Source organism: Streptomyces sp. NBC_00670, from assembly GCF_036226765.1.
Classification (GTDB): Bacteria; Actinomycetota; Actinomycetes; order Streptomycetales; family Streptomycetaceae; genus Streptomyces.
The window spans coordinates 3,928,385-3,952,497 of record NZ_CP109017.1 but is presented as its reverse complement, the minus strand read 5'-3'; the positions used below and the strand labels follow the sequence as shown (position 1 = coordinate 3,952,497).

General features: G+C 72.1%; 20 protein-coding genes. 4 read left to right on the top strand and 16 right to left on the bottom strand.

All coding sequences use genetic code 11. The annotated features are described in order from the left end of the window. Positions 1-7: 7 nt before the first annotated feature. The 5 genes from OIE12_RS17560 to OIE12_RS17540 form a co-directional block, all read right to left on the bottom strand. Entirely contained in the window at positions 8-796 is a 789-nt protein-coding gene (locus OIE12_RS17560) for an aldose epimerase family protein (protein WP_329136420.1), read from the bottom strand. A 563-nt stretch (positions 797-1,359) separates the two neighbouring features. Then, positions 1,360-2,193: an SRPBCC family protein gene (locus OIE12_RS17555; RefSeq protein ID WP_329136418.1), complete on the bottom strand. Its 834-nt coding sequence runs from the start codon at positions 2,191-2,193 to the stop codon at positions 1,360-1,362. A 69-nt stretch (positions 2,194-2,262) separates the two neighbouring features. Then, positions 2,263-3,915: a polyamine aminopropyltransferase gene (locus tag OIE12_RS17550; protein WP_329136416.1), complete on the bottom strand. Its 1,653-nt coding sequence runs from the start codon at positions 3,913-3,915 to the stop codon at positions 2,263-2,265. A 790-nt stretch (positions 3,916-4,705) separates the two neighbouring features. Next, positions 4,706-5,305, bottom strand: a complete 600-nt coding sequence (locus OIE12_RS17545) for a DUF2617 family protein (RefSeq protein WP_329136413.1) — start codon at positions 5,303-5,305, stop codon at positions 4,706-4,708. A 341-nt stretch (positions 5,306-5,646) separates the two neighbouring features. Beyond that, complete coding sequence (locus OIE12_RS17540) at positions 5,647-5,967, bottom strand: hypothetical protein (RefSeq protein WP_329136411.1); 321 nt, start codon at positions 5,965-5,967, stop codon at positions 5,647-5,649. Between the two features lie 164 nt (positions 5,968-6,131). On the opposite strand from OIE12_RS17540, the gene OIE12_RS17535 reads away from it, so the two are divergent. Together OIE12_RS17535 and OIE12_RS17530 are read left to right on the top strand one after the other, a co-directional pair. Further along, positions 6,132-7,340 (top strand): pyridoxal phosphate-dependent aminotransferase, encoded by a 1,209-nt coding sequence (locus OIE12_RS17535; RefSeq protein ID WP_329136409.1) that lies wholly within the window; start codon positions 6,132-6,134, stop codon positions 7,338-7,340. Positions 7,341-7,440: 100 nt separating this feature from the next. Then, the gene (locus OIE12_RS17530; protein WP_329136407.1) at positions 7,441-8,679 is read left to right on the top strand and encodes a hypothetical protein; all 1,239 of its coding nucleotides are present in this window, start codon (positions 7,441-7,443) and stop codon (positions 8,677-8,679) included. Between the two features lie 57 nt (positions 8,680-8,736). On the opposite strand, the gene OIE12_RS17525 is transcribed toward OIE12_RS17530, so the two are convergent. The 4 genes from OIE12_RS17525 to OIE12_RS17510 all read right to left on the bottom strand — a co-directional run bounded on the left by OIE12_RS17525 (position 8,737) and on the right by OIE12_RS17510 (position 13,096). After that, the gene (locus OIE12_RS17525) at positions 8,737-9,267 is read right to left on the bottom strand and encodes a YbjN domain-containing protein (protein ID WP_329136405.1); all 531 of its coding nucleotides are present in this window, start codon (positions 9,265-9,267) and stop codon (positions 8,737-8,739) included. Positions 9,268-9,398: 131 nt separating this feature from the next. Next, positions 9,399-11,996, bottom strand: a complete 2,598-nt coding sequence (gene clpB / locus OIE12_RS17520) for an ATP-dependent chaperone ClpB (RefSeq protein WP_329136403.1) — start codon at positions 11,994-11,996, stop codon at positions 9,399-9,401. 345 nt (positions 11,997-12,341) lie between these two features. After that, positions 12,342-12,698, bottom strand: a complete 357-nt coding sequence (locus OIE12_RS17515) for a hypothetical protein (RefSeq protein ID WP_030381983.1) — start codon at positions 12,696-12,698, stop codon at positions 12,342-12,344. Continuing rightward, positions 12,695-13,096, bottom strand: coding sequence for a hypothetical protein (locus tag OIE12_RS17510; protein WP_329136401.1), 402 nt, complete (start codon positions 13,094-13,096; stop codon positions 12,695-12,697). The genes OIE12_RS17515 and OIE12_RS17510 overlap by 4 nt, the downstream gene beginning before the upstream one ends. A gap of 156 nt (positions 13,097-13,252) precedes the next feature. On the opposite strand from OIE12_RS17510, the gene OIE12_RS17505 reads away from it, so the two are divergent. Next, a complete protein-coding gene (locus OIE12_RS17505; protein WP_329136399.1) occupies positions 13,253-14,236 on the top strand; it encodes a helix-turn-helix transcriptional regulator in 984 nt (327 codons plus the stop codon). An 86-nt stretch (positions 14,237-14,322) separates the two neighbouring features. Here the strand turns inward: OIE12_RS17505 and OIE12_RS17500 are convergent, their stop codons facing one another. The 7 genes from OIE12_RS17500 to OIE12_RS17470 form a co-directional block, all read right to left on the bottom strand. Continuing rightward, the gene (locus tag OIE12_RS17500; RefSeq protein WP_329136397.1) at positions 14,323-15,357 is read right to left on the bottom strand and encodes a helix-turn-helix transcriptional regulator; all 1,035 of its coding nucleotides are present in this window, start codon (positions 15,355-15,357) and stop codon (positions 14,323-14,325) included. Positions 15,358-15,631: 274 nt separating this feature from the next. Next, positions 15,632-16,765: a sugar ABC transporter substrate-binding protein gene (locus OIE12_RS17495; RefSeq protein WP_329136395.1), complete on the bottom strand. Its 1,134-nt coding sequence runs from the start codon at positions 16,763-16,765 to the stop codon at positions 15,632-15,634. Between the two features lie 391 nt (positions 16,766-17,156). Next, positions 17,157-17,621: a heat shock protein transcriptional repressor HspR gene (locus OIE12_RS17490; RefSeq protein WP_329136393.1), complete on the bottom strand. Its 465-nt coding sequence runs from the start codon at positions 17,619-17,621 to the stop codon at positions 17,157-17,159. A gap of 7 nt (positions 17,622-17,628) precedes the next feature. Then, a complete protein-coding gene (dnaJ, locus tag OIE12_RS17485) occupies positions 17,629-18,819 on the bottom strand; it encodes a molecular chaperone DnaJ (protein WP_329136392.1) in 1,191 nt (396 codons plus the stop codon). Between the two features lie 33 nt (positions 18,820-18,852). Further along, complete coding sequence (gene grpE / locus OIE12_RS17480) at positions 18,853-19,530, bottom strand: nucleotide exchange factor GrpE (RefSeq protein ID WP_329136390.1); 678 nt, start codon at positions 19,528-19,530, stop codon at positions 18,853-18,855. Then, entirely contained in the window at positions 19,527-21,377 is a 1,851-nt protein-coding gene (gene dnaK / locus OIE12_RS17475) for a molecular chaperone DnaK (protein ID WP_329136388.1), read from the bottom strand. Before dnaK ends, grpE begins: the two co-directional genes overlap by 4 nt. A 148-nt stretch (positions 21,378-21,525) precedes the next feature. Then, on the bottom strand, positions 21,526-23,121 hold the full coding sequence (locus OIE12_RS17470) for an MFS transporter (protein WP_329136386.1): 1,596 nt from the start codon (positions 23,119-23,121) through the stop codon (positions 21,526-21,528). A gap of 259 nt (positions 23,122-23,380) precedes the next feature. Here OIE12_RS17470 and OIE12_RS17465 point away from each other — a divergent pair, with 259 nt between their 5' ends. Continuing rightward, entirely contained in the window at positions 23,381-24,082 is a 702-nt protein-coding gene (locus tag OIE12_RS17465; protein WP_329136384.1) for a TetR/AcrR family transcriptional regulator, read from the top strand. Positions 24,083-24,113: the final 31 nt, after the last annotated feature.

Below are 24,113 nucleotides of genomic sequence, written 5' to 3'. Positions count from 1 at the left end.
GCTCAGCTTATGCGGGGCGCCAGGTCCAGGTGGTGGCGGCTTCCAGCGGCTCGATGGGGGTGACCAGGCGCGGAAGCGTGTTGAGACCGTTGGGCGGGCCGGTCTGCGGCTCCACGCACACGGCCTCCTCCTGCTCGTCGTAGACGACGACCCACTTCTCGCGGGACGCGACCGTCAGCTGGAGCCTGCCGGGCCAGGTGAGGGTGACGTCGACGCCGTCGGGCATGCCGAAGCAGTCGTCCCAGGGGCCGGGGCGGGGGTCGACGCGGTTGCCGGTGGGGAGGTGGTCGTCGCCGCGTTCCTCCTGCCAGGCGGGGGTGAAGTCGAGGCGGACGTCGGAGCCGTCGAGGGTGCGGCGGAACCAGGGGTGCCAGCCGATCTGGGCGGGGAAGGAGTCGCCGTACGTCTCCACGGACATGGCGAGGGTGAGGGACTCCTCGGTGAGGGTGACGACCTGGGTGACGCGGCCGGGGTAGGGCCACGGGTCGGTGAGGTCGTAGGTCAGGACGGCCTCGGTGGGGGTGGTGCGGGCGGTGGTCCAGGGTTCGGTGCGGGCGGTGCCGTGGATGGCGTGCGGTGGGGAGTTGAGGGGGAGTTGGTGGACGGTGGTGCCGTCGCGGAAGCGGCCGTTCCTGGTGCGGCCGCACCAGGGGACCATGGGGAAGCAGCCGTAGCGGTCGCCCTGGCGGAGGAGTTGGGTGCCGGCGAGGGTGAGGGAGGTGAGGCGGCCGCCGTTGGCGGGGTGGAGGGTGGCCTCCGCGGGGCCCGCGGTCAGCGTGATCGGTTCGTTGCTCACGGGGGTGACCCTAGCGGGGGTGGGGCGACGGCAACCTTTTTCGCCCCCGCCGCCCTTACCCTTCCCATCCTCAAGGGGCTCCGCCCCTTGCACCCCGGGAGGGGGGACCGGGGGTGAGTGGGCTCGGGGCGGGGGGGTGGGGCGTGAGCGAGTGCGGGTGGGTGGGTGGGTGGGTGAGACGCGGGAGAGCTCGAGTGGGGGCGGTTCGTGGGCGGGTGCGGGTGGGTTCCTGGTTGCTCGCGCAGTTCCCCGCGCCCCTGACGGGGCTGCGGTGGCTCGCGCCCCCCGCGGCGAAGCCGCGAAACAACACAGTCCCGCGCCCCTGACGGGGCTGCGGTGGCTCGCGCCCCCCGCGGCGAAGCCGCGAAACAACACAGCCCCGCGCCCCTGCGGCGGAGCCGCGGAGCAGGGGCAGGCGCCTGTCCCTGCTTTGGGGGGCGCGGGGAACTGCGCGGCGTACCCCCACCGGTCCGCGGCCGACGACGTGACCTGCGGGGGTCCGGGGGCCTGCCCCCGGGGATGGGAAGGGTAGGGGCGGCGGGGGCGAGGAAACGGTGGTGGGGTCAGCGGCGTTTGCGGAGGTAGCGGGTCATGACGATCGCCGAGGCCAGGACGACCGCCGCCGCGGGGGCGGCCCACCGCAGCGCCCCCGCCGACGCCATCGCCTCCGGCGCCGGAACCGGCGCGTAGCGCCCGCGCGGCGGGGCGTGGTCGACCTCCTCCGCGCTCCGCCCGATCATCGTCCGCCGCGCATGCGCCGCCTCGGCCGGCGGCTCGGCCTCCGAGTCGTCGGAGTCGCCCGAGTCCTCCGAGTCGTCCAGGTCGTCCGGGTTCTCCAGCGAGGGCGGCGGCACCTCCGTCTCGAAGAGGGAGGGGACCGGCTCCGACGACTCGTCGTCAGCCGCAGGCGCCGGCGCCGGCTCCGACGGCTGCGGTTCGGCGCCGGACTCCGGAGCCTCCGGTCGGGGCGGCTCCGCCGCGGCCCGTCCCGCGTTCTCCGCGGCGCGGGTCAGCAGGCGGGCGCCCGCCGACCGCACCGTCTCCGCGGGCAGTTCGGCGATACGGCCGGTCGCCGTGGCGGTGCCGCTGAACGTCAGGACCGTGCCGGCCCCGTCCGGCCGCAGCCGCACCGTCAGCGCGAGCCGCACCGCACCGCTGCCGCGGGCCTCCGTCGCGTCGCCCTCGAGCGCGTACGAGCCGTCGTCCCGCCGGACGACCCCGAACGCGCCGCGGTACGTGATGGTGTGCCCCCCGACGCGCACCTTCAGGCGGCCCGCGCCGGGCTCCGCCCCCGCGTCCTGCTGGAACCCCGGCACGGCCCTGGCCACCCGCTCGGGGTCGGCGAGCACCTCTCCGAGCCGCTCGGCCGGTACCGGAACGAACACCTCATGCTCCATGCCGGCCGAGCCTACCCACCGGGGCCCGGACCGAACCCGTCGAAGCGGCGATTCGCCGGGGCGGCTCAGTCAGTCCGCGTAGCGCGGGTGCACCAGCGTCGACGGGGTCAGCCCGCGCAGCCGGGTGCGGGCCGCCGCCCGCCGGTCCCCCGCCAGCCCCTCCCGCGTGAGCGAGCGCGGCCGCGGCGCCGCCGGATCGAGCCGCAGCGCCGGGCGGGTGCGGGCGGCCAGGACGAAGCCCCAGTCCCGGAGCCCCCGGACCCCCGTGCGCGCCGTGCGGTCGGGGCCGCGCACGGAGCAGACGCGGCGCCCGTCGACCCGGTACGGCACCGTCCGCAGCCCGGCCGAGCGGATCGTCGTCTCCACCGTCCAGAACACCCGGCGGCGGGTGGCCACCGGGCCCGCGTGCACGACGAGCCGGCCGTCGTCCGCGAGCGTGCGCCGGGCCAGGCCGTAGAACTCCTGCGAGTACAGCTTCGTACTGGCACTGATGCCGGGGTCGGGGAGGTCCGCGATCACGACGTCGTACGACCCCGGGGGCGTGGCCCGCAGCCGGCGGAAGGCGTCGTCCGTGGTGACGTGGACGCGGGGGTCGTCGTAGACGTGCTGGTTGAGGCGGGACAGGGCGGGGTCGCGGCGGGCCAGCCGGACCACCGCCGGGTCGACCTCGACGACGTCGACCCGCCGTACGCCGGGGTGGCGCAGCACCTCGCGGGCGGCCAGGCCGTCACCGCCGCCGAGGACGAGCACGCGTGCGTGCGGGCCGTTCATCACGGGGTGCACCAGGGCCTCGTGGTAGCGGTACTCGTCGCGGCCGCTGACCCGCAGCCGGCCGTCGAGGAAGAGGTCGAGGGGGCGGCCGTGGTCGCCGCCGGTGAGGACGACCTCCTGCACGTCCGTGTGCAGCGCCACCCGGACGTCCGCCCCGTACACCGCGTGCCGGGCGGCCCGTTCGAAGTCGCCGACGAGGAACGCGGCGGTCGCGAGCAGGCCGAGCACGGTGACGTTGACGGTGAGGAGGACGCGGCGGGCGCGCGGGGGGAGGTCACGGCCGAACAGGCCGAGGACGAGGGCGGCGCCTGCCAGGGCGTTGACCGCGCCGGTGAGCAGGGCGCCCTCCAACTGGCCGAGCAGCGGCAGGAGGAGGAAGGGGAAGGCGAGGCCGCCGACGAGGGCACCCACGTAGTCGGCGGCGAAGAGGTCGGCGACCGCGCCGCCCGCCTCCTGGCGGCGGATGCGCTGGATCAGCTCCATGAGGAGGGGCACCTCGGCGCCGATCAGCAGGCCGATGGCCAGGGAGAACGCGACGAGCAGACAGCGGGGGCCGGCGGCCGGGACGCCGGCCCAGTCGCCGCCGGTCCAGGCGAAGACGGCGTACAGGGCCATCGCGCTGAGGCCGCCGACGAGGGCGAGGGCGGCCTCGACCGCGCCGAAGCCGACCGCCGCGCGGCAGCGCAGGCGTTTCGCGGCGAGCGAGCCGATGCCCATCGCGAAGACCATGACCGAGAGGACGACGGAGGCCTGGGTGACGGTGTCGCCGATGAGGTAGGAGGCGAGGGCGACGAGTTCGAGTTCGTACACCAGTCCGCAGGCCGCGCACACGAACACGCCGGTCAGGACGAGGAAGCGTCCTGTGCCGGGGCGGACGGGCAGTGGCGCCCGGCCCGGCTCGCCCCGGCGGGGCGGGGCGCCGGGGGGTGCGGGGGCGTGCGGGTCGATCACTGACGGAACGCTACCGGGGCGTTGGCACTGGGCCTTGTCACTCACGGGAGTGAAGCGGTGGTGAAGTAGTGCGCGGGGGGCGCCCCCTAGGGGGCTTCGCCCCCTGGACCCCCCTGCGCTTTGGAACTCGGGTTGGGGGGTTCGTTGGCGGGTGCGGGTGCGTTTGTGGTTGCTCGCGCAGTTCCCCGCGCCCCTGAAGAACTCGGGGCTTCGCCCCTCGATCAGGGTGCGTTGGCGGGAAGCAGGTGCGTCGCGGCTTGTCGCGCCCGCGCGGCGAAGCCGCAGATCGAAACAGCCCCGCGCCCCTGAAGAACTCGGGGCTTCGCCCCCCGATCAGGGTGCGTTGGCGGGAAGCAGGTGCGTCGCGGCTTGTCGCGCCCGCGCGGCGAAGCCGCAGATCGAAACAGCCCCGCACCCCTGAAGAACTCGGGGCTTCGCCCCCCGATCAGGGTGCCTTGGCGGGAAGCAGGTGCGTCGCGGCTTGTCGCGCCCGCGCGGCGAAGCCGCAGATCGAAACAGCCCCGCACCCCTGAAGAACTCGGGGCTTCGCCCCTCGATCAGGGTGCGTTGGCGGGGAGCAGGTGCGTCGTGGTTTGTCGCGCCCGCGCGGCGGAGCCGCAGATCGAAACAGCCCCGCGCCCCTGAAGAACTCGGGGCTTCGCCCCCGATCAGGGTGCGTTGGCGGGGAGCAGGTGCGTCGTGGCTTGTCGCGCCCGCGCGGCGAAGCCGCAGATCGAAACAGCCCCGCCCCCCTAAGAAGCTCGGGGCTTCGCTCCTCGGGGGCGATGGGTCAGACCGTTGTCGGGGTGAGGCGGGGGGTGCGGTGGTCCACGGGGAGGTGGGTGGGAGGGAGGCGCCAGTCGTCCTTCGGGGGGCGGGTGGTGCGGGTGGGGACGCCCACCCGGGTGCGCGTGGCGACGAGTTGGCCGTCCTGCGGGTACGCGTGCCACGTACGCCAGTGGATCTGGCCCTCGTGCCGGTGGGCCAGCATCGCCGTGAACGCGTGCGGGCTGCCGGGGAAGACGCCGGCCAGGCCGTGCGGATGGTCGGCGACCAGGGCCAGCAGCTCCTGGGCGCGGCCCGCGAACGAGCCCGGCGAGAGCACCTCGACGCGGGCCGCGAACTCGTACTCCCAGTCGTCGACCCGTTTGGCCACGCCGAGCGGCAGCGGGGTGCTGCTGCCCTGGATGCAGGCGACCGTCTCCGAGCAGTCGCCCTCCGGTGCCTGGAGGAGCACCTGGTGGGAGGCGCCGAGGAGGCGCAACTGCAGCGTGGACTGCGCCAGTTCGAGGTCGAGGGTGGCAAGGGCGGGCAGCGGCCCGCTGTCCAGGGTCCAGGCGAGGTCGGCCGCGCGCGTGTCGGTGTAGGAAGTGTTCAGGGTCGTGAGCATGGATCGGCTCCGCTAGCACGCAGAAAGGGGAGGGGGCCCGGCGCACACCTCGGTGGCGCCGGGGGAACCGGCCGGCTCGGCCGGTCGGAGTAGGACGTCCGGAACAGCCCGGTCCGGAAGAGGTCCGCCTGCGGGATGACCCGCAGGACGTCCTGGGGGCTGCTTCGTGATCTAGAGGGAATCATGAACTCTGGGGCCGCCACAGCGTTTTTACCCAACTTCGTGGCGTTTCCATCCCCCCGAGGGCTGCACAGCTCAACTGTTCACGTACGGCGCGCGCCCCCGCGCGCCCCCTCCCCCGCCGTACGGGCCGCCCTCGGCCCTCTCCGGACGGGCCGTTCTCAGCCCCCGCCGCAGCCGCCCCCGCAGGACGAACCGCACGACGAGCCGCCCCCGCAGGAGTGGCCTCCCCCGCACGAGTGGCCGCCGTGACCGCCGTGATGACCGCCGCCGTCCGACGACGAGCCGCCCGAGTCGCCCGCCCACCAGCTGCCGCCGCTGCCGCCGGCCGCGTACCGGGCGGTGCGGGTCCGCTTCCCGGCGGTGCGGGCCCGCCCGCTCTGCCGGATGCCTCGCCGGACGGCCTTCCGGCGCCCGGCGGCGGCGAACAGGACCCAGACGAGTACGAGCAGGAGTCCGCCTCCGATGATGCCTGCACCCATGGCGTCCCCCTCCTTTCGAATCCCCCATCGACCCCCGGAAATCCCCCTGGAGGTCGTCCGAAGCCGGGCGGCCCCGTCGGCGCCCCGGCGATGTGTGCCCGGGAGATGCCCTCGCGCCGCGCGCCCCAAAGCGGAGTTGAGGAACTCCAGAGCTTGGGCCCAGGATGGCGGCCATGACCTCCAGCGCGCGCCCCCTCCTCAACCGGCGGCTCACCGAGTTCGGCACGACGATCTTCGCCGAGATGTCGGCGTTGGCACTGAGCACCGGGTCCCTCAACCTCGGCCAGGGCTTTCCCGACACCGACGGCCCCGAGGAGCTCCGCGAGGCGGCGGTGCGGGCGCTGCGCGACGGACGCGGGAACCAGTACCCGCCGGGTCCGGGCGTCCCCGAGCTGCGCGCGGCGATCGTCGCGCACCAGCAACGGCGGTACGCACTGACGTACGACCCGGACACGGAGGTCCTGGTCACCGCCGGGGCCACCGAGGCGATCGCGGCGGCGCTGCTCGCGCTGGTGGAGCCGGGGGACGAGGTGATCGCGCTGGAGCCGTACTACGACTCCTACGCGGCCTGTGTCGCCATGGCGGGCGGGAAGCGGGTGCCGGTGACGCTGCGGCCGCACGAGGGGCCCGACGGGCCCGTCTTCCGCCTCGACCTCGACGAGCTGCGGGACGCGGTGACCGACCGCACGCGGCTGTTGTTGATCAACACGCCGCACAATCCGACGGGGACGGTGCTGAGCCGGGAGGAACTGGCCGTGATCGCCGAACTGGCGGTCGAGCGGGATCTGCTGGTGGTGACCGACGAGGTGTACGAGCATCTCGTCTTCGACGGAGCCGAGCACGTGCCGCCGGCCGGGTTCCCGGGGATGCGGGAGCGGACGGTCAGTATCGGGAGCGCGGGGAAGTCCTTCTCGTACACGGGGTGGAAGGTCGGCTGGGTGACCGGGGCCGCCCCGCTGGTGACCGCGGTGCGGTCGGCGAAGCAGTTCCTGACGTACGTGGCCTCGGGGCCGTTCCAGTACGCCGTCGCGGAGGGGCTGGCGCTGCCGGAGTCCTTCTTCTCGGGGCTCCGGGAGGATCTGCGGAAGAAGCGGGATCTGCTGGCGGACGGATTGGCGGACGCGGGGTTCGCCGTCTTCCGGCCGGCGGGGACGTACTTCGTGACGGCCGACATCCGGCCGTTGGGGGAGAGCGACGGGTTCGCGTTCTGCCGGGCGCTGCCGGAACGGGTGGGGGTGGTGGCGATTCCCAACGCGGTGTTCTACGACCACCGGGAAATGGGAGCGCCGTTCGTCCGGTTCGCGTTCTGCAAGCGGGTGGAGGTCCTGGAGGAGGCGGTACGGAGGCTGGGGGCGCTGGGGAAGGGCGCCTGAGGGCCCGGGTGGGGGAGCGCACGCCCCTCGTGGGCGCGCCCCTTGCGCCGCGTGAGGGACAAAGCTCGGGAATCGGTGGAAAGCGGCGCATGGTTCCCGTGTGACCGAGTTTCGTACGCTCGCGCGTCCTGATGTTTCCGATGTGGGCCGGGTGCTTCCGCCGCCGCGGCCCGGGGGGAGGTTCCGGCCGGGGGCCGGGAGGTTCGCCGGGGCGCCCGCCGCGCTCGGGCTGTTCGTCGCCGTGCGGCTGACCGGGGCGCTCCTCGTCCTGGCGGCAGCGCGGGCCGCCGGCCGGCCGCACCCGCTCGCCCTGCTCGGGCGGTCGTGGGACTCGCTCTGGTACTTCGGGATCGCCGCCCACGGCTACGGGTACGTCCGCACCGGACACCACCACGGCGAGCTCTTCGTACGGAGTGATCTCGCGTTCTTCCCTCTCTATCCGGCGCTCGTCCGGGGTGTGGCCGCCGTGCTCCCGGTCGGCTGGGGCGCGGCGGGGCTACTCGTGTCGTGGGCCTCCGCCGTGGTGGCCGCGTACGGCATCCACCTCGTCGGACGGCGGCTGTACGGCGACGCCGTCGCCACCGTGCTGGTGCTGCTGTGGGCGGTGCTGCCGCACTCGGTGGTGCTGTCGATGGCGTACACCGAACCGCTGCTCACGGCGCTGGCCGCCTGGTCGCTGTACGCGGTGCTCAGCGGGCGCTGGGTGTGGGCGGGCGCGCTCGCGGCGGGCGCGGGGCTGGCCCGGCCGAACGGGTTCGCGGTGGCCGCGGCGGTGATGGCGGCGGCCGGCTGGGAGATCCGGCAGCGGTGGCCCGCACGCACACGAACGCCTGTCCACAGGCTGTGGACAGCCATCGTCCTCGCCCCCCTCGGCTGGTGCGGCTACGTGCTCTGGGTCGGGCACCGCGAGGGCGATCTGCTCGGCGGGTACTTCCGCGTGCAGGAGCAGTGGGGGTCGCGGTTCGATCTGGGGCGCGGGTCGCTGGGGTTCGTACGGCACTTCATGGTGCACGCGACCCGGTCCGTGCACCCGCTGACCGTGGTGATCGTCGTACTGGCGCTGCTGCTGTTCGCGCTGCTGCTGGCCGACCGGGCGCCGCTGCCGCTCGTCGTCTACTGCGGGGTGCTGCTCCTGGTCGTGGTCGGCGGCTCCGGCTACTTCGCCTCCAAGCCGCGCTTCCTGCTGCCCGCGTTCCCGCTGCTGATCCCGCCCGCGCGGGCGCTGGTACGGACGGCGAGAGCCCGGCCGTGGCACGCCGTCCTGGTGGTCGGCGCCCTGGCCGGGCTCTCGTTGGTCTACGGGGCGTACCTGGTGGTGTTCGCCCGTGCCGCGCTGTGAGCCGTACCCGGGGCTCCCCCCGGGCCGGCCGCTCTCACGGCCGCCGGTTCGGCCGACTCACTCGTCGGTGTCCTCGTCCGGCTCCCCCGCGCCGTCGACCTCCTCCTCGAGGCCGAGCTGCTCGGCGAGCCACCGGTCGAACTCGATGGCGGCGCGCACCCAGCTGACCGTCGAGGAGACGAAGAACTCGAGGTTGACGCCCGTGCCGACGAGCATCTGCGCCTCGCCGATGAGGCGGACCGTGCCGTCGTCATGGGTGTGGCTGTAGACCTTGGGCCACAGCGTGCGCCGGTTCCAGTCGTCGATGGCCTCCAGCAGGGCCGGCTTGTCGTCGATCTTGTGCGGCCGGTCGTAGAACGTGCGCACCGAGTAGACCGCCTGGTCGTCCTCGCCGCGGAACATGAAGTACGTACGGAACTGCTCCCACGGCGCGACGAGGTCTCCCTCTTCGTCGACGAGGTGCTTGAGCTCCATCTGGTCCAGGAGCTGCTTCACGAGGTCCTGATCCGGGACGACGGGGCCGGGCGGCGGCCCGGGCTCGGGCTCCTGGCCCCCGAAGTTCGGAATCGAGGACGGGTCGATGCTCACCGTGATTTTCCCTTCGTACGGATGCCGCCATCCTCCCCCATGCGGGGCGGGGGGTGGCAACCCCGGACGGGCATGTCCGCCCCCGGCGGAACGGATCCGGCCGGGGGCGGAACGAAGGCCGTCCCGGAGGGCTACAGCGTCTTGCCCGACGCCGGGCCCACGATCAGCCCCTCGCCGAAGCGGTCGACGCGGACCGTGTCGCCGTCCTTGATCTCGCCGGCCAGGATCTCCCGGGCAAGCCGGTCGCCGATCGACGTCTGGACCAGCCGCCGCAGCGGCCGGGCGCCGTACGCCGGGTCCATGCCCTCCACCGCGAGCCAGGCCAGGGCCTCGTCGGTGACCTCCAGGGTGAGCCGGCGCTCGGCGAGCCGGGCGGCCAGGCGGTCGATCTGGAGCCGGGCGATGCGGCTGAGCTCGTCCCTGGAGAGGGCCGAGAAGACGACCAGGTCGTCGAGCCGGTTGAGGAACTCGGGCTTGAAGGAGGCCCGGACCACCTCCAGGACCTGCTCCTTCTTCTCCGCCTCGCTGGTCAGCGGGTCGACCAGGAACTGGCTGCCCAGGTTGGAGGTGAGCACCAGGATGGTGTTGCGGAAGTCGACCGTGCGGCCCTGGCCGTCGGTGAGGCGGCCGTCGTCCAGCACCTGGAGCAGGACGTCGAAGACCTCGGGGTGCGCCTTCTCCACCTCGTCCAGGAGCACGACGCTGTACGGGCGGCGGCGCACTGCCTCCGTGAGCTGGCCGCCCTCCTCGTAGCCGACGTAGCCGGGGGGCGCGCCGACCAGCCGGGCCACGCTGTGCTTCTCGCCGTACTCCGACATGTCGATGCGGACCATGGCCCGCTCGTCGTCGAAGAGGAAGTCGGCGAGCGCCTTGGCGAGTTCCGTCTTGCCGACGCCGGTGGGGCCGAGGAAGAGGAACGAGCCGGTGGGGCGGTCCGGGTCGGCGATGCCGGCCCGCGAGCGCCGTACGGCGTCGGAGACGGCCCGCACGGCCTCGGCCTGACCGATGAGCCGCTTGCCGAGCTCCTCCTCCATGCGGAGCAGCTTCTGCGTCTCGCCCTCCATCAGGCGCCCGGCGGGGATGCCGGTCCAGGAGGCGACGACGTCGGCGATGTCGTCGGAGCCGACCTCCTCCTTGACCATGGTGTCCCGCGCGACCTCTTCTTCTGCCTCGCTGGCCTCCTCCAGGTCGCGCTCCAGGTCGGGGATCTCGCCGTAGAGCAGCTTGGAGGCGGTGTCGAAGTCGCCGTCGCGCTGGGCGCGTTCGGCCTGGCCGCGCAGGTCGTCGAGCTTCTCCTTCAGCTCGCCGACGCGGTTGAGGGACTGCTTCTCCTTCTCCCAGCGGGCGGTCAGCCCGCGCAGCTCCTCCTCCTTGTCGGCGAGGTCGCGGCGCAGCCGCTCCAGGCGGTCGCGGGAGGCGGCGTCGGTCTCCTTGTCCAGCGCCAGCTCCTCCATGCGCAGCCGGTCGACGGCGCGCTGGAGTTCGTCGATCTCGACGGGCGAGGAGTCGATCTCCATGCGCAGCCGGGAGGCGGCCTCGTCGACGAGGTCGATCGCCTTGTCGGGCAGGAAGCGGGAGGTGATGTACCGGTCGGAGAGGGTGGCGGCGGCCACCAGCGCCGAGTCCGCGATCTGCACCTTGTGGTGGGCCTCGTAGCGGCCCTTGAGCCCGCGCAGGATCGCGATGGAGTCCTCGACGGTGGGCTCGGCGACCATCACCTGCTGGAACCGGCGCTCCAGGGCGGGGTCCTTCTCGATCCGCTCGCGGTACTCGTCCAGCGTGGTGGCGCCCACCATGCGCAGTTCGCCGCGGGCCAGCATCGGCTTGAGCATGTTGCCGGCGTCCATCGCGGAGTCGCCGCCGGCGCCCGCGCCGACGACGGTGTGCAGCTCGTCGATGAAGGTGACGACCTGCCCGTCGGAGTCCTTGATCTCCGCGAGGACGGTCTTCAGGCGTTCCTCGAACTCGCCGCGGTACTTGGCGCCCGCGACCATCGCGCCGAGGTCGAGCGCGACCAGCCGCTTGTCCTTCAGCGACTCGGGCACGTCGCCCTTGACGATGCGCTGGGCGAGGCCCTCGACGACGGCGGTCTTGCCGACGCCGGGCTCGCCGATGAGCACGGGGTTGTTCTTGGTGCGGCGGGAGAGCACCTGCACCACGCGGCGGATCTCCTGGTCCCGGCCGATGACCGGGTCCAGGCGGCCCTCGCGGGCGGCGGCGGTGAGGTCCGTGCCGAACTTCTCCAGGGCCTTGTACTGGCCCTCCGGGTCGGGCGTGGTCACCCGGCGTCCTCCTCTGGCCTTCTGGAAGGCCTCCAGCAGCTTCTTGGCAGTGGCACCCTGCCCGGAGAGCACCTCGGCGGCCCGGCCGCCCTTGGCGGCGGTGCCGATGAGCAGGTGCTCGGTGGACAGGTACTCGTCGCCGAGGTCCTTGGCGCGGGCCTGCGCGTCCGCGATGACGGCGAGCAGCTCGCGGTTGGGTTGCGGGGGCGCGACGGTGGAGCCGGTGACGCTGGGCAGGGCGGCGAGGGCGCGCTCGGTGTCCGTGCGTACGGCGGCCTGGTCCGCGCCGGTGGCGGCGAGCAGGTCGATGACGTTCTCGTTGTCCTGGCCCTCCAGCAGCGCGAGCAGCAGGTGGGCGGGGGTGAGGTCCGGGTGGCCCTCCGACACGGCACGGTTGCCGGCCGCGGCGATCGCGTCACGGCTCCTGTTGGTCAGCTCGGCGTCCACGGTTGCGTGTCCCTCCTCGAACTCGAACTCGGTCTGACTTGAGCGGCGTCGACAAAGTTGAGTCTACTCCGCGCAGGTTGAGTTCGGGGAGCGGCCCGGGGAGGCGGCGCGCGGGTGGGTGGGCACGAAGACGGTCGCGCCCGCGCGGCGGAGCCGCGGATCGGCACAGCCCCGCGCCCCTTTTCCTGTGGCGGGCGTCAGTTTTCGGCCATCCGTGGGCGATTCGGAACAAACCCATACCAGGAGGGTTCCCCACAAACTGCAGCGGCGTCACCGTGTTCAGGTCACGGTGACGCCGCTGCGGGGGGAAGCGCCTGAGCGATCTTTTACGACGGGGGAATCGCGTCAGGCACTGCGGGGGGTGGCCGAGATGGTCCTCAGGTCGGGTACCTCGTGGGGGGAGTCGGGAGTGTCGGTGCCGTCCAGCCGGTGGTCGCGCTGGTCGAGGTTGACGAAGATCATGCCGTAGCGGATGGCGCACCGGACCGGCTGCGGCGCCCCCCGAGGCCGTCGCAGACAGCGGTACGCCCGTACGTCCTCGTCCTCGTCACGGGTGACGACGACGGGCTCTCCGAACACGGTCACCATCAACGAGTCACCGGGGTGGGGGATCGCGGTGACGAGGTCGATGAAGTGCCAGCCGGAGCGGTAGGCGGTGGCCATCTCGCGCCGGAAGGACCGGTCGTCGGGCGGAGTGGTCATGCTTCCGCGTCCGTCGGTGCCGACCAGCCGACGTCTCCCGGGTTCGCGACCGGAGCGCCCCAGCCCACGTCACCCGGGGTGGCGGCGGCCTGGATGCCCCAGCCGACGTCACCGGAGGTGGCGGCGGTCACCGCACCCCAGCCCACGTCACCGGAGGTGGTGGCCGGCGCGACGCCCCAGCCCACATCGCCGGACGTGGCGGCCGGCGCGATGCCCCAGCCCACGTCACCGGAGCCGGAGTCGGCGGAGGTCACCGCTCCCCAGCCCACGTCGCCGAGGCCGGCGGACTGCACCGCCGTGGTCGACGCCGTACGGGCCGGGGTGCCCCAGCCGACGTCGAGAGGACCGGCAGCCGCACCACCGGCCAGTGCGACGGCGACGACGGCAGTGGCAAGCACCGAGCGAAGCATTTTCTTCTTCATGGTCGGCTTCGTCCTCACTTGATGGCTTCCTCTCCCCCCGTCTGATGAAGACGATGGCTCATTCAGGCACGTCAATGCCACAGAGGAGATGCATCATGTTCCTGCACGTTCAGGACCCTGGGGGGTGGAGATTTGCCGACAAAGCGCACAAAACCGACACATCCTCACGGCGTGACAGAACTCTGCCCTGAGGGTTCCCGTCTCTACGCCAGTGCGCTGAGCTCCGGGCGCGTCTCCCGGGCGGAGGTGGAGCCCGCTCCCTGCCTGCTCGAATTCGCGCTCCTCCACCCGGATCCGGACGACCCCGACTGGCTCCGTCCGGTTCCCCCCTCGATCGCGCTCGCCCAGCAGATCCAGCCGCTGGAACGCGAGATCCAGGACCGCAGGCGGCTCACCCTCGACCTCGCGGACGCCTTCCAGCCCTTTCTCGCGCTGAGCGCGCAGAAGCCCGCCACCACGCACGCCATCACCGTGCTGGAGGGCAACGCCCGCATCCACGCCGCGCTGGACGTGGCCGTGGCCGAGGCACGCACCGAGGTGCTCACCGTGCAGCCGGGCGGCAGCCGTCCGGAACACATCCTGAGCCAGGCGCTGGAACGCAGCAAGCCGCTCATAGAGCGCGGCCTGGCGATGCGCACGCTCTACCAGCACACCGTCCGGCACAGTCAGAGCACCTTCGCCTATGTGGACCAGATGGCGGGTGCGAAGGTTGAGATACGCACGCTGGAACAGCTCATCGAGCGGCTGATCATCTGCGACGACACCGTGGCGTTCATCCCCGCGCAGGACGACAACCAGATCGCCCTGGAGCTGCGCCACCCCGGGCTCGTGCAGTACCTCATCAAGGTCTTCGAGCACCTGTGGCAGCGGGCGACGCCGCTGATGGACGAGGTGCCCTACGAGTCGACGCCCGAGGGCATCACCGGGGTGCAGCGGTCGATCGCCAAGCTGCTGATCGAGGGGCACGTGGACGAGGCGATCGCGCGCCGGCTGGGCATGAACGTACGCACCTGCCGGGCGCACATCGCCAAGCTGGCGGCCGCGCTGGGCAGCGGCAGCCGGGCCCAACTGGGCTATCTCATCGCCCAGTCGGGGATTCTGGAGCGGGAGCACTGAGGTCCGGAGCGGGGGTGCCGGGGTCTGGGCGGGAGCACTGAGGTCCGGCCGTGCGCCGACGGCGCACAATCGCCGTCGTACGCCCCTCAACGCGCCGTGCGCGCCTCTCCCGCCGGGGCGGGGACCGGGAGGAGTCCCGGGGTGCCCGGCGGGCCGTCCAGGCCCGCCTGGGCGATCCGCACGCCCAGCTGCGTCCGGCTCGCCGCCCCCAGCGTCTCCGACAGCCGCGCGATGTGCGCGCGGCAGGTGCGCACGCTGATCCCCAGCCGCTCCGCCACGGCCGCGTCCTGGTGTCCCTCCGCGAGCAGCGCGGCGATGGACCGTTCGCGGTGGGTGATGCCGTCGATGCCGGTCTTCGGCAGCGGCGAGGTGAGCGGGATCGCGAGGCGCCACAGCCGTTCGAAGACGGTGACCAGGTACTCCACCAGCGCGGGGTGGCGCAGTTCGAGCGCCACCGTCCGGTCGGAGTTGGCGGGGATGAAGGCGACCGTGCGGTCGAACAGGATCAGCCGCTCGGTGACCTCGTCGAGCGTACGGGCCTCGGCCGCCCCGTCCATCAGCTCCAGGTAGGTGTGCAACCCCTGCCCGTGCCGGGCGACATGGGTGTACAGGTCCCGCATCCGCACCCCCCGCCGGCGCATCTCGAGCCCCCGGTGCAGCCCTTCGGCGAGCTCGTCCTCGCGCCGGATGCCGCCCGGCTGCACCGTGAGCACCTCGGAGACGCAGCCGGCGGTCGCCTCGTCCACCGCGGCGCGGATCCGCGGCAGTCCGTCCAGGACGCGGATCGCGGACCGTTCGGCCGGGGGCTGTTCACGGCCGCCGAGCCCGGCGTACCACTCCACGGCGGCGACCGCCGCGCCCACCCGGGTGCGGCTGGCGCTCACCTCGTCGTGCAGTCCGCGCAGCAGCCGGGTCATGACCTCCTGCGGCGGGGTCGGCACCAGCCAGTCCATGTCGTCCGGATCGGGGTGCAGCAGGGCCAGTTCGACCAGGCAGGGCACCGGGTCGGCGTCCGTGCGGGGGATCCGGCCGCGCCGTACGGCCCGGGAGTAGACGCGGTGGCCGGCCTCGCACAGGTGGTCAGCACCGTGCGGATGCGTGTCCGTCCCGTGCCCGGCCATCTCCCACCCCTGGCTCCCGCCCTCGACTTCCCGCGCCGCCCCGGGGCTTCCGTACGCCCTCGGGTTCCCGCGCAGCGCAACTATGCGCGGACCCGCCCGCCTCCGCAACACGGGCCCTCCCCGAGACTGCCCGCGATTGTTCTCGAACAGGCCGGTTTTCCCCTTCCTTCTTCCGGCCCGGCACGGGCGGGAAGCGAAGAACGCGTCGGACGGGGGCGGGAAACGCGGAAGCCCGGCGGTCGGTGACCGCCGGGCTTCCTGACGTGCGTGCGGGCTACTTCAGCCCGAGCCGGTCGCAGTCCGCCTTGTACTTGGCGGTGCAGATCTCCTTGAGGGTCCAGATGCTGTCCTTCAGGACCGTGTCCTGAACGTTGTCCTTGGTGAGGGCGACGACCTGCACCAGCATCGAGGGGATCTTCTTGGTCGTCGGGCTGTCCACGGAGTCGCGGGTCAGCGCGTCGAACTCGATCGACCGGCCCTGCACCTTGGCCACCGCCATCTCCGCGGCGTTGGTGGCCTCCTCCGGGTACGGCTTGTAGACGCTCATGTACTGCTGGCCGGCGATGATCCGCTGCACGGCCGGCAGTTCCGCGTCCTGGCCGGTCACCGGCGGGATCTTGGCGGCGCCGGCCTCCTTCAGCGCGTCGATGGCGGCGCCGGCCATGCCGTCGTTGGCGGAGTACACCGCGTCGATGTTGTCCACGCCGACCGCGGCGATCGCCTGCGCCATGTCCTTCTTGGCGTTCTCCGGCTTCCAGTCGACGACGTCGTACGACTTGACGACGTTCACCTTGTTCTGGAGTTCGCTGAGCGCGCCCTTCTTGAACTGGGCCGCGTTGGGGTCGGCCTTGGAGCCGTTCATCATGACGACCTTGCCGGTCCCCGACTTGCTGCCGAGCGCCTCGACGACGGCACGGCCCTGCACCTGGCCGACCAGCTCGTTGTCGAAGGAGATGTACGCGTCGACCGGGCCCTGCGCCAGCCGGTCGTAGGCGATGACGGGGATGCCGGCGTCCTTGGCCTTGCGCACGGTGGCCTTGATCGCCTCGGCGTTCACCGCGTCCAGCAGGATGATGTCGACCTTGTCGTGGATCATCCCCTCCATCTGCGCGCTCTGCCGGTTGGCGTCTGCCTCGGCGTTGGCGTAGACGACCTTGCCCTGGTTCTTGGTCAGGACACGGACCTGGTCCTTGATGATCGGGTAGTCGAACTTCTCGTAACGCTGGTTCTCCTTCTCCGGGAGAAGCAGGCCCACCGTGATGTCGTTGCCCTTGTCCGGCGTCGCCGAGGCGTCGTCGCTGCCGACGCCGTCGATCAGGCCGCATGCGCTCAGGGACAGGGCCGCGGTCGCGGCGGACAGCGCCAGGAGGGTGCGACGCGCGGTCTTGCGGGTGTTACGAGTGTTCACATCAGGTGCCTTCCGGACAGGAGGGAGCGTGCGCGGGCCATGTGGCTGAAAGCCAACGCGTGCACGGCACTCAGCGTCAAGGAGTACCGGTTAACGACATGGCAACAGCCGTCCTGTGAGAGGTCCGTGAATGATCAAGGAGTAACGGTGCGCATGTCGCTTCGCGTTGTTCATGCAATCACACGAATGACCGCGAGCGTCGAGCAGTCTCACAAGAAGACAGAAAGAGCGGGGAATCGGGGCAAGCCACCGGACGAAAACCCCCGGGAACGACGAGAGCCGGGAGACCCTGCGGTCTCCCGGCTCCCTGGCCGGAATCGGCCCCTCCAGCCTCTGCTGCTCCGTCAGCCGGACGCCGGGCCGGACATCGGCAAAGACGTCGGCCGAGACGTCAGTCGGCGGCCTGCGGGGGCTGGCGCTTGGGGCGCCACACCACCAGCGCACTGGTCTGCTGCACCTCCTGGTACGGCACCAGATCGCGCCGGTAGGAGGCGTGCACCGCCGCCTCGCGCTGCCGCATCGCCGCCGCCGCGCCCTCGACCGTCGACTGGAGCTCGGCCACGCGCTGCTGGAGCGCGGCGACCTGGTTCTCCAGTTCGATGATCCGCTTGATGCCGGCCAGGTTGATGCCCTCGTCCTGCGACAACTGCTGCACCTGGCGGAGCAGTTCGATGTCGCGGGCCGAGTAGCGGCGGCCGCGCCCGGCGGTGCGGTCGGGCGAGACCAGACCCAGCCGGTCGTACTGACGAAGGGTCTGCGGGTGCAGTCCGGACAGCTGTGCCGCCACCGAGATGACGTACACCGGGGTTTCTTCCGTCAGTTCGTACGGATTGCGACGACGACCGGATGTGTCCATGGCGTCCTCATGCTCCCTTCGCGGACTCGAACAGCTCCGCCCGCGGGTCCTCCCCCGCGGTCGCCTCGCGATACGCCTCCAGCGCGTCACGAGCCTTCCCCGACACGTCCTTGGGCACACTCACCTCGACGGTGACCAGCAGGTCCCCGCGGGAGCCGTCCTTGCGGACCGCGCCCTTGCCGCGGGCGCGCATCGTGCGCCCGTTGGGCGTGCCCGGGGGCAGCTTCAGGGTGACGGGCGGGCCGCCCAGGGTGGGCACCCGCACCTCGCCGCCGAGCGCCGCCTCCGCGAAGGTGACGGGGACCGTGACGGTGAGGTTGTCGTCCTTGCGGCCGAACACCGGGTGCGTCCCGACGTGCACGACGACGTAGAGGTCGCCCGCCGGGCCGCCGCGCTCGCCGGGGGCGCCCTTGCCGCGCAGCCGGATCCGCTGCCCGTCGCTGACGCCCGCCGGGATGCGCACCTGCATGGTGCGCGAGGACTTCGCGCGCCCGGAGCCCTTGCAGACCTCGCAGGGGTCCTCGGCGATCAGGCCGCGGCCCTTGCAGTCCGGGCACGGGTCGGTCAGCGAGAAGCCGCCGCCGGAGCCGCGCGCCACCTGTCCCGTACCGACGCAGGTCGGGCACACGCGCGGTGTGCCGTTCTTGTCGCCGGTGCCCGAACAGGCCTTGCACGGCTGCTGGCTGGACATCCGCAGCGGCACCGTGGCGCCGTCGACCGCCTCCGTGAAGCTCAGCGAGACCTCGGACTCCACGTCCTGGCCGCGCCGCGGCTGGGTGCGTGTGCCGGTGCCCGCGCCGCCGCGGTTGAACAGGCCCCCGAAGACGTCACCGAGTCCGCCGCCGAAGCCGCCCTGCGCACCGCCGCCCCCGCCCTGGGCGCCGCCTCCGAAGAGGTCGCCCAGGTCGAAGTTGAACGTTCCGCCGCCGCCGGCACCGGGGCCCGGACGGAACCCGCCGTTGCCGAACAGCGTCCGGGCCTCGTCGTACTCCTTGCGCTTCTTGGGGTCCCCGAGGACGTCGTTCGCCTCGGAGATCTCCTTGAAACGTTCCTCCGCCTTGGCGTTGCCCTTGTTGGCGTCCGGGTGGAACTCGCGGGCGAGCTTCCGGTACGCCTTCTTGATCTCGGCCTCGGTGGCGTCCTTGGGGACGCCGAGGACCTTGTAGTAGTCCTTCTCGATGAAGTCCTTGGTGCTCATCCCCGACGTCCCTCCTTCCTTGCGTGTGCGAGCTCAGCCCTCGTCCGGGCCACCGCTCTCCTTGTCGTCTGCGTCGGCGCCCTTGGCACCCTCGGCCTCGGCGGAGTCCGCCAGAGCCGTCTGCGCGCCGGGCTGGGGCTCGGCGACCGCCACCCGCGCGGGGCGGATGGTGCGCTCACCGAGGCGATACCCCGGCTGCAGAATCGCCACGCACGTCGTCTCGGTGACGTCCGGCGCGTAACTGTGCATCAGGGCCTCGTGGATCGTCGGGTCGAAGGGCTCGCCCTCCTTGCCGAACTGCTGCAGACCCAGCTTGGCCGCCACCGTCTCCAGCGACTCGGCCACCGACTTGAAGCCGCCGACCAGTTCGTCGTGGTCGCGCGCGCGGCCGATGTCGTCGAGCACGGGCAGGAGCTCGGACAGGAGGCTCGCGGTGGCGATCTCCTTGACCGTGACCCGGTCGCGCTCGACCCGGCGCCGGTAGTTCTGGTACTCGGCCTGCAGCCGCTGGAGGTCCGCGGTGCGCTCGCCGAGGGCGGTGCGCACCTGGTCCAGCTGGGCCGTCAGACCGGCCGTCTGAGCGGCGTCCCCGGCCGGGGCCGCCCCCTCCTCCTTGGCGGAGGAGGCGGCCTTCGGCTCGGCGTCGTCGGAGGTCGCGCCGGAGGGGACGTCGGGCTGCTGCTCGTCGAAGCCCGGGGTCTCCTCCGTCACGCGGCACCGTCCTTGCGCTCGTCGTCGACGATCTCGGCGTCCACCACGTCGTCGTCGGCCTTCGGCTGGCCGGCGCCGGCGCCCGCCTCGGCGCCACCGGCGGCCTGCTGGGCCTGGGCGTCGGCGTACAGGGCCTGGCCCAGCTTCTGCGAGACGGCGGCGACCTTCTCCGTGGCGGTACGGATTTCAGCGGTGTCCTCGCCCTTGAGCGTCTCCTTCAGCTCGCCGAGCGCGGTCTCCACCTCCGTCTTCACGTCACCGGGGACCTTGTCCTCGTTGTCCTTGAGGAACTTCTCCGTCTGGTAGACGAGCTGCTCGCCCTGGTTGCGGGTCTCGGCGGCCTCGCGGCGGCGGTGGTCCTCGTCCGCGTACTGCTCGGCCTCCTGGCGCATCCGGTCGACCTCGTCCTTCGGCAGCGAGGAGCCGCCGGTGACGGTCATCTTCTGCTCCTTGCCGGTGCCGAGGTCCTTCGCCGTGACGTGCATGATGCCGTTGGCGTCGATGTCGAAGGAGACCTCGATCTGCGGCACGCCGCGCGGGGCCGGCGGCAGACCCGTCAGCTCGAACATCCCGAGCTTCTTGTTGTACGCCGCGATCTCGCGCTCGCCCTGGTAGACCTGGATCTGCACGGAGGGCTGGTTGTCCTCGGCGGTGGTGAAGATCTCGGACCGCTTGGTCGGGATCGTCGTGTTCCGCTCGATGAGCTTGGTCATGATGCCGCCCTTGGTCTCGATACCGAGGGACAGCGGGGTCACGTCGAGGAGCAGGACGTCCTTGACCTCACCCTTGAGGACACCGGCCTGGAGCGAGGCGCCGATGGCGACGACCTCGTCCGGGTTGACGCCCTTGTTGGCGTCCTTGCCGCCGGTCAGCTCCTTGACGAGCTCGGCGACGGCCGGCATACGGGTCGAGCCGCCGACGAGAACGACGTGGTCGATCTCGCTGAGCTGGATCCCGGCGTCCTTGATGACGTTGTGGAACGGCGTCTTGCAGCGCTCCAGGAGGTCCGCGGTCAGCTGCTGGAACTGGGCGCGGGTGAGCTTCTCGTCGAGGTGCAGGGGGCCCTCGGCGGAGGCGGTGATGTAGGGCAGGTTGATCGAGGTCTCGGAGGACGAGGACAGCTCGATCTTCGCCTTCTCGGCGGCCTCGCGCAGACGCTGGAGCGCCATCTTGTCCTTGGACAGGTCCACGCCGTGCCCGGACTGGAACTGCTTGACCAGGTAGTCGACGACGCGCTGGTCCCAGTCGTCACCACCGAGGTGGTTGTCACCGTTGGTGGCCTTCACCTCGACGACGCCGTCGCCGATCTCGAGCAGCGAGACGTCGAAGGTGCCGCCACCGAGGTCGAAGACCAGGATCGTCTGGTCGTCCTTGTCGAGGCCGTACGCCAGGGCGGCGGCCGTCGGCTCGTTGACGATGCGCAGGACGTTCAGGCCCGCGATCTCGCCGGCCTCCTTGGTGGCCTGGCGCTCGGCGTCGTTGAAGTAGGCCGGGACGGTGATGACCGCGTCGGCCACCTTCTCGCCCAGGTAGGCCTCGGCGTCCCGCTTCAGCTTCTGCAGCACGAAGGCGCTGATCTGCTGCGGGTTGAAGTCCTTGCCGTCCAGGTTGATCTTCCAGTCGGTGCCCATGTGGCGCTTGACCGACCGAATGGTCCTGTCGACGTTGGTGACCGCCTGGCGCTTGGCGACCTCGCCGACCAGCACCTCACCGTTCTTCGCGAAGGCGACGACGGACGGCGTGGTCCTGGCGCCCTCGGCGTTGGTGATGACGGTGGGCTCGCCGCCCTCCAGAACGCTGACGACGGAGTTAGTCGTGCCCAGGTCGATGCCGACCGCACGTGCCATGGTTCTTTCCTCCAGCTGACTTGAGTGCAACGGACTCAACCATGCCAGGGCATAGGTGCTACGTCAAGAGAGGTGAGTGGGCTCGGCTCAACTTATTCGCGGAGGCTCGCGCAGGTCCTGCCCACTGCCGGCGCCGCCAACTCGCGCATCAGGCAGCGACGTTCTCGGTGACCTCTGCATCGTCAGCGGCCCCGGGGGCCGGCTCCTTCGGTCCGCGCAGGGCCGTGTAGACGAACAGGGCGGCCAGGACGGCCGTGCCCACCCACATGGCCTGCCGCCATCCGTCGACGAAGGACTGCTGGGCGGCGTGGACCAGGTCCTGCGCGCGCGGTCCCGCGCCGGGTGCGGCCTCCAGGGCGTTGGCGATGCCGTCGCGCGCGGTGTCCGCGGTGCCCTGCGGGATGCCCTGAAGCCGGCCGCCGATGGAGCTGCGGTAGCCGGCCGACAGCAGCGCGCCCAGCAGCGCGACGCCCAGTGCGGTGCCGAACTCGCGCGTGACGTCGTTGAGGGCAGAGGCGACGCCCTGCTTCTCGCGCGGCAGGGAGCCGGTGATGGCCTCCGTGGACGGCGTCATCGCCAGACCCGAGCCGAAACCCTGGGCGAGCAGGCCGGGCAGGAGGGACGGATAACCGCCGTCGACGGAGACGAACAGCGCCATCAGGGCCAGGCCGACCCCGGTCAGCGCGATACCGCCGGCCAGGGTCCGGCGGACGCCGATCCGTGTCGCCAACCTGGGGGCCACACCGGCGGCCACGATCAGCGCCACGGCCATGGGCAGCATCGCCACCGAGGACAGCAGCGCCGACCAGCCCAGCACGGCCTGGAAGAACGGCAGGAGGACCACGGTGATGCCCGCCTGGACACCGAAGGTCACCAGCAGGGTGATCGAGCCGCCGGCCAGGCCGCGCTCACGGAACAGCCGCACGTCCAGCAGTGAGGCGTCCCGGCGGCGCAGCTCCCAGACCACGAAAATGACGGTGGCACCGAGACCGACGGCGAGGCTGATCAGGGTCACCGGGGCGGTCCAGCCGCGCTCTGGCCCCTCCTGCAGGACGAAGATGAGGCCGACCACCGCGACGGTGGACACCAGCGCGCCGAGGGTGTCGAAGGAATGGCGGGGCCGCTCGAAGGAGTTGGGAACCGACTTCAGCGTCATGGCCATGGCCACGACGGCCAGGACCACCGGCAGGGCGAACAGCCAGCGCCAGTCGGCGGCGTCGACCAGGAACGCCCCCAGGAACAGGCCCACGACGCCGCCGCCTCCGCCCACCCCGGTCCACACCCCGATCGCCTTCCCTCGCTGCTCCTCGGGGAAGGTGGAGGTGATGACGGCAAGGGTGACGGGCATGATCATCGCCGCCCCGACACCGGCGCCCATCCGCGCGGCGATCATCACCTCCGCGTTCGGAGCCAGGGCGCCTGCGACGCTCGCGACGCCGAAGAGGGTCAGCCCGGCGATCAGCATGGGTTTGCGGCCCAAGCGGTCACCGATGGCGCCGAGCGGCAGCAGCAGGGCGGCCAGGACGAGGGTGTAGATGTTGATGATCCACAGGACGGTGCTCTGCGAGGCCCCGAAATCGACGGCCAGGTGGGTCTGGGCCACGTTCAGTCCCGACACCGACGCGATGACGGCCATCAGCGCGACCGAGACAGCGATCAGGATGGTCCGCAACTGACGCGCGTCCGGCGCACTTTCACCGCGCGTGGCAGCGGCTGCCGCCCGGGGAGGCCGGCTCGGGGTCATGGGCACCTCTCAGAAATGGGCACGGTCAGTCAGCGCCGGCGCGTGGCCGGTCGCGGAGTGAGGGGGTCCGGCCGCGGCGGCGCCCTCGGGGCGCTTGCGCGAGTCCGGGATTGCAGCGGTGGCGGTCGCGTCCCGCGCCGCGGGCAATGCCGCGCCAGTGGTGACCGCCAGGGCGTGCTCGGAAGGGATCTTCCGACTTGCTCATCCACCGTAGCGCCGTAAACGGGCGACACCTTCCACTTCCGCTAAAGTGGGAGACATGCCTGCTCAGAGCTCTCGGAAGCCAGGCCGACCACTACCGGCTGCCACCGACGGGCCCCCGCCGCCCGCCGCGGCCACCGGACTGCGCGCCGATGCCCGGCGCAACCGCGACCGCATCCTCGAAGCCGCCCGCGAGGCATTCCGGATCCAGGGAATCGACGTACCCCTCACGACGATCGCCCGCCGCGCGGGGGTCGGCGCAGCCACCCTCTATCGGCACTTCCCCACCCGAGCCGCGCTCGTCACCGAAGCCTGCGCCGCACAGATAGCCGGCTGCGTCGCCATCCTCGACGACGCCCTGGCCGACCCCGATCCCTGGCGCGGGTTCCGCAGTGTGATCGAGAAGGTGTGCGCCATGCAGGCCACCGACCGGGGTTTCACGGCCGCCTTCCTGGCCCAGTTCCCCGACGCCGTCGACTACGAGCGCGACCGCACCCGCGCGGAGACAGGCCTCGCCCAACTGGTGCAGCGGGCCAAAGACGCGGGGGAACTGCGGGCCGACTTCCACCCCTCCGACGTCACTCTCCTGCTCCTGGCCAACAACGCCGTCGTCGGAGAGTCCCAGCAGGCCTCGCCGGCCGCGTCCCGACGCCTGGCCGCCTACCTCCTCCAGTCCTTCCGGTCCGGCCGTACCGAGCCCCTGCCCCCGCCGGCACCGCTGGGGCTCCAGCACATCCACCAGCCTCCGCCCACCCGCTAGCGGGATCGGCCGGCGCTTCCGCGCGGCGTAC

Coding starts and splice junctions, on each gene's coding strand:
- dnaJ (WP_329136392.1), bottom strand. CDS start 18,819: ATGAGCACCAAGGACTTCATCGAGAAGGACTACTACAAGGTCCTCGGC.
- OIE12_RS17545 (WP_329136413.1), bottom strand. CDS start 5,305: ATGCTCACGACCCTGAACACTTCCTACACCGACACGCGCGCGGCCGAC.
- OIE12_RS17470 (WP_329136386.1), bottom strand. CDS start 23,121: ATGACCCCGAGCCGGCCTCCCCGGGCGGCAGCCGCTGCCACGCGCGGT.
- OIE12_RS17535 (WP_329136409.1), top strand. CDS start 6,132: ATGGCGGCCATGACCTCCAGCGCGCGCCCCCTCCTCAACCGGCGGCTC.
- OIE12_RS17540 (WP_329136411.1), bottom strand. CDS start 5,967: ATGGGTGCAGGCATCATCGGAGGCGGACTCCTGCTCGTACTCGTCTGG.
- dnaK (WP_329136388.1), bottom strand. CDS start 21,377: ATGGCACGTGCGGTCGGCATCGACCTGGGCACGACTAACTCCGTCGTC.
- OIE12_RS17555 (WP_329136418.1), bottom strand. CDS start 2,193: ATGGAGCATGAGGTGTTCGTTCCGGTACCGGCCGAGCGGCTCGGAGAG.
- OIE12_RS17490 (WP_329136393.1), bottom strand. CDS start 17,621: ATGGACACATCCGGTCGTCGTCGCAATCCGTACGAACTGACGGAAGAA.
- OIE12_RS17500 (WP_329136397.1), bottom strand. CDS start 15,357: ATGGCCGGGCACGGGACGGACACGCATCCGCACGGTGCTGACCACCTG.
- OIE12_RS17515 (WP_030381983.1), bottom strand. CDS start 12,698: ATGACCACTCCGCCCGACGACCGGTCCTTCCGGCGCGAGATGGCCACC.
- OIE12_RS17465 (WP_329136384.1), top strand. CDS start 23,381: ATGCCTGCTCAGAGCTCTCGGAAGCCAGGCCGACCACTACCGGCTGCC.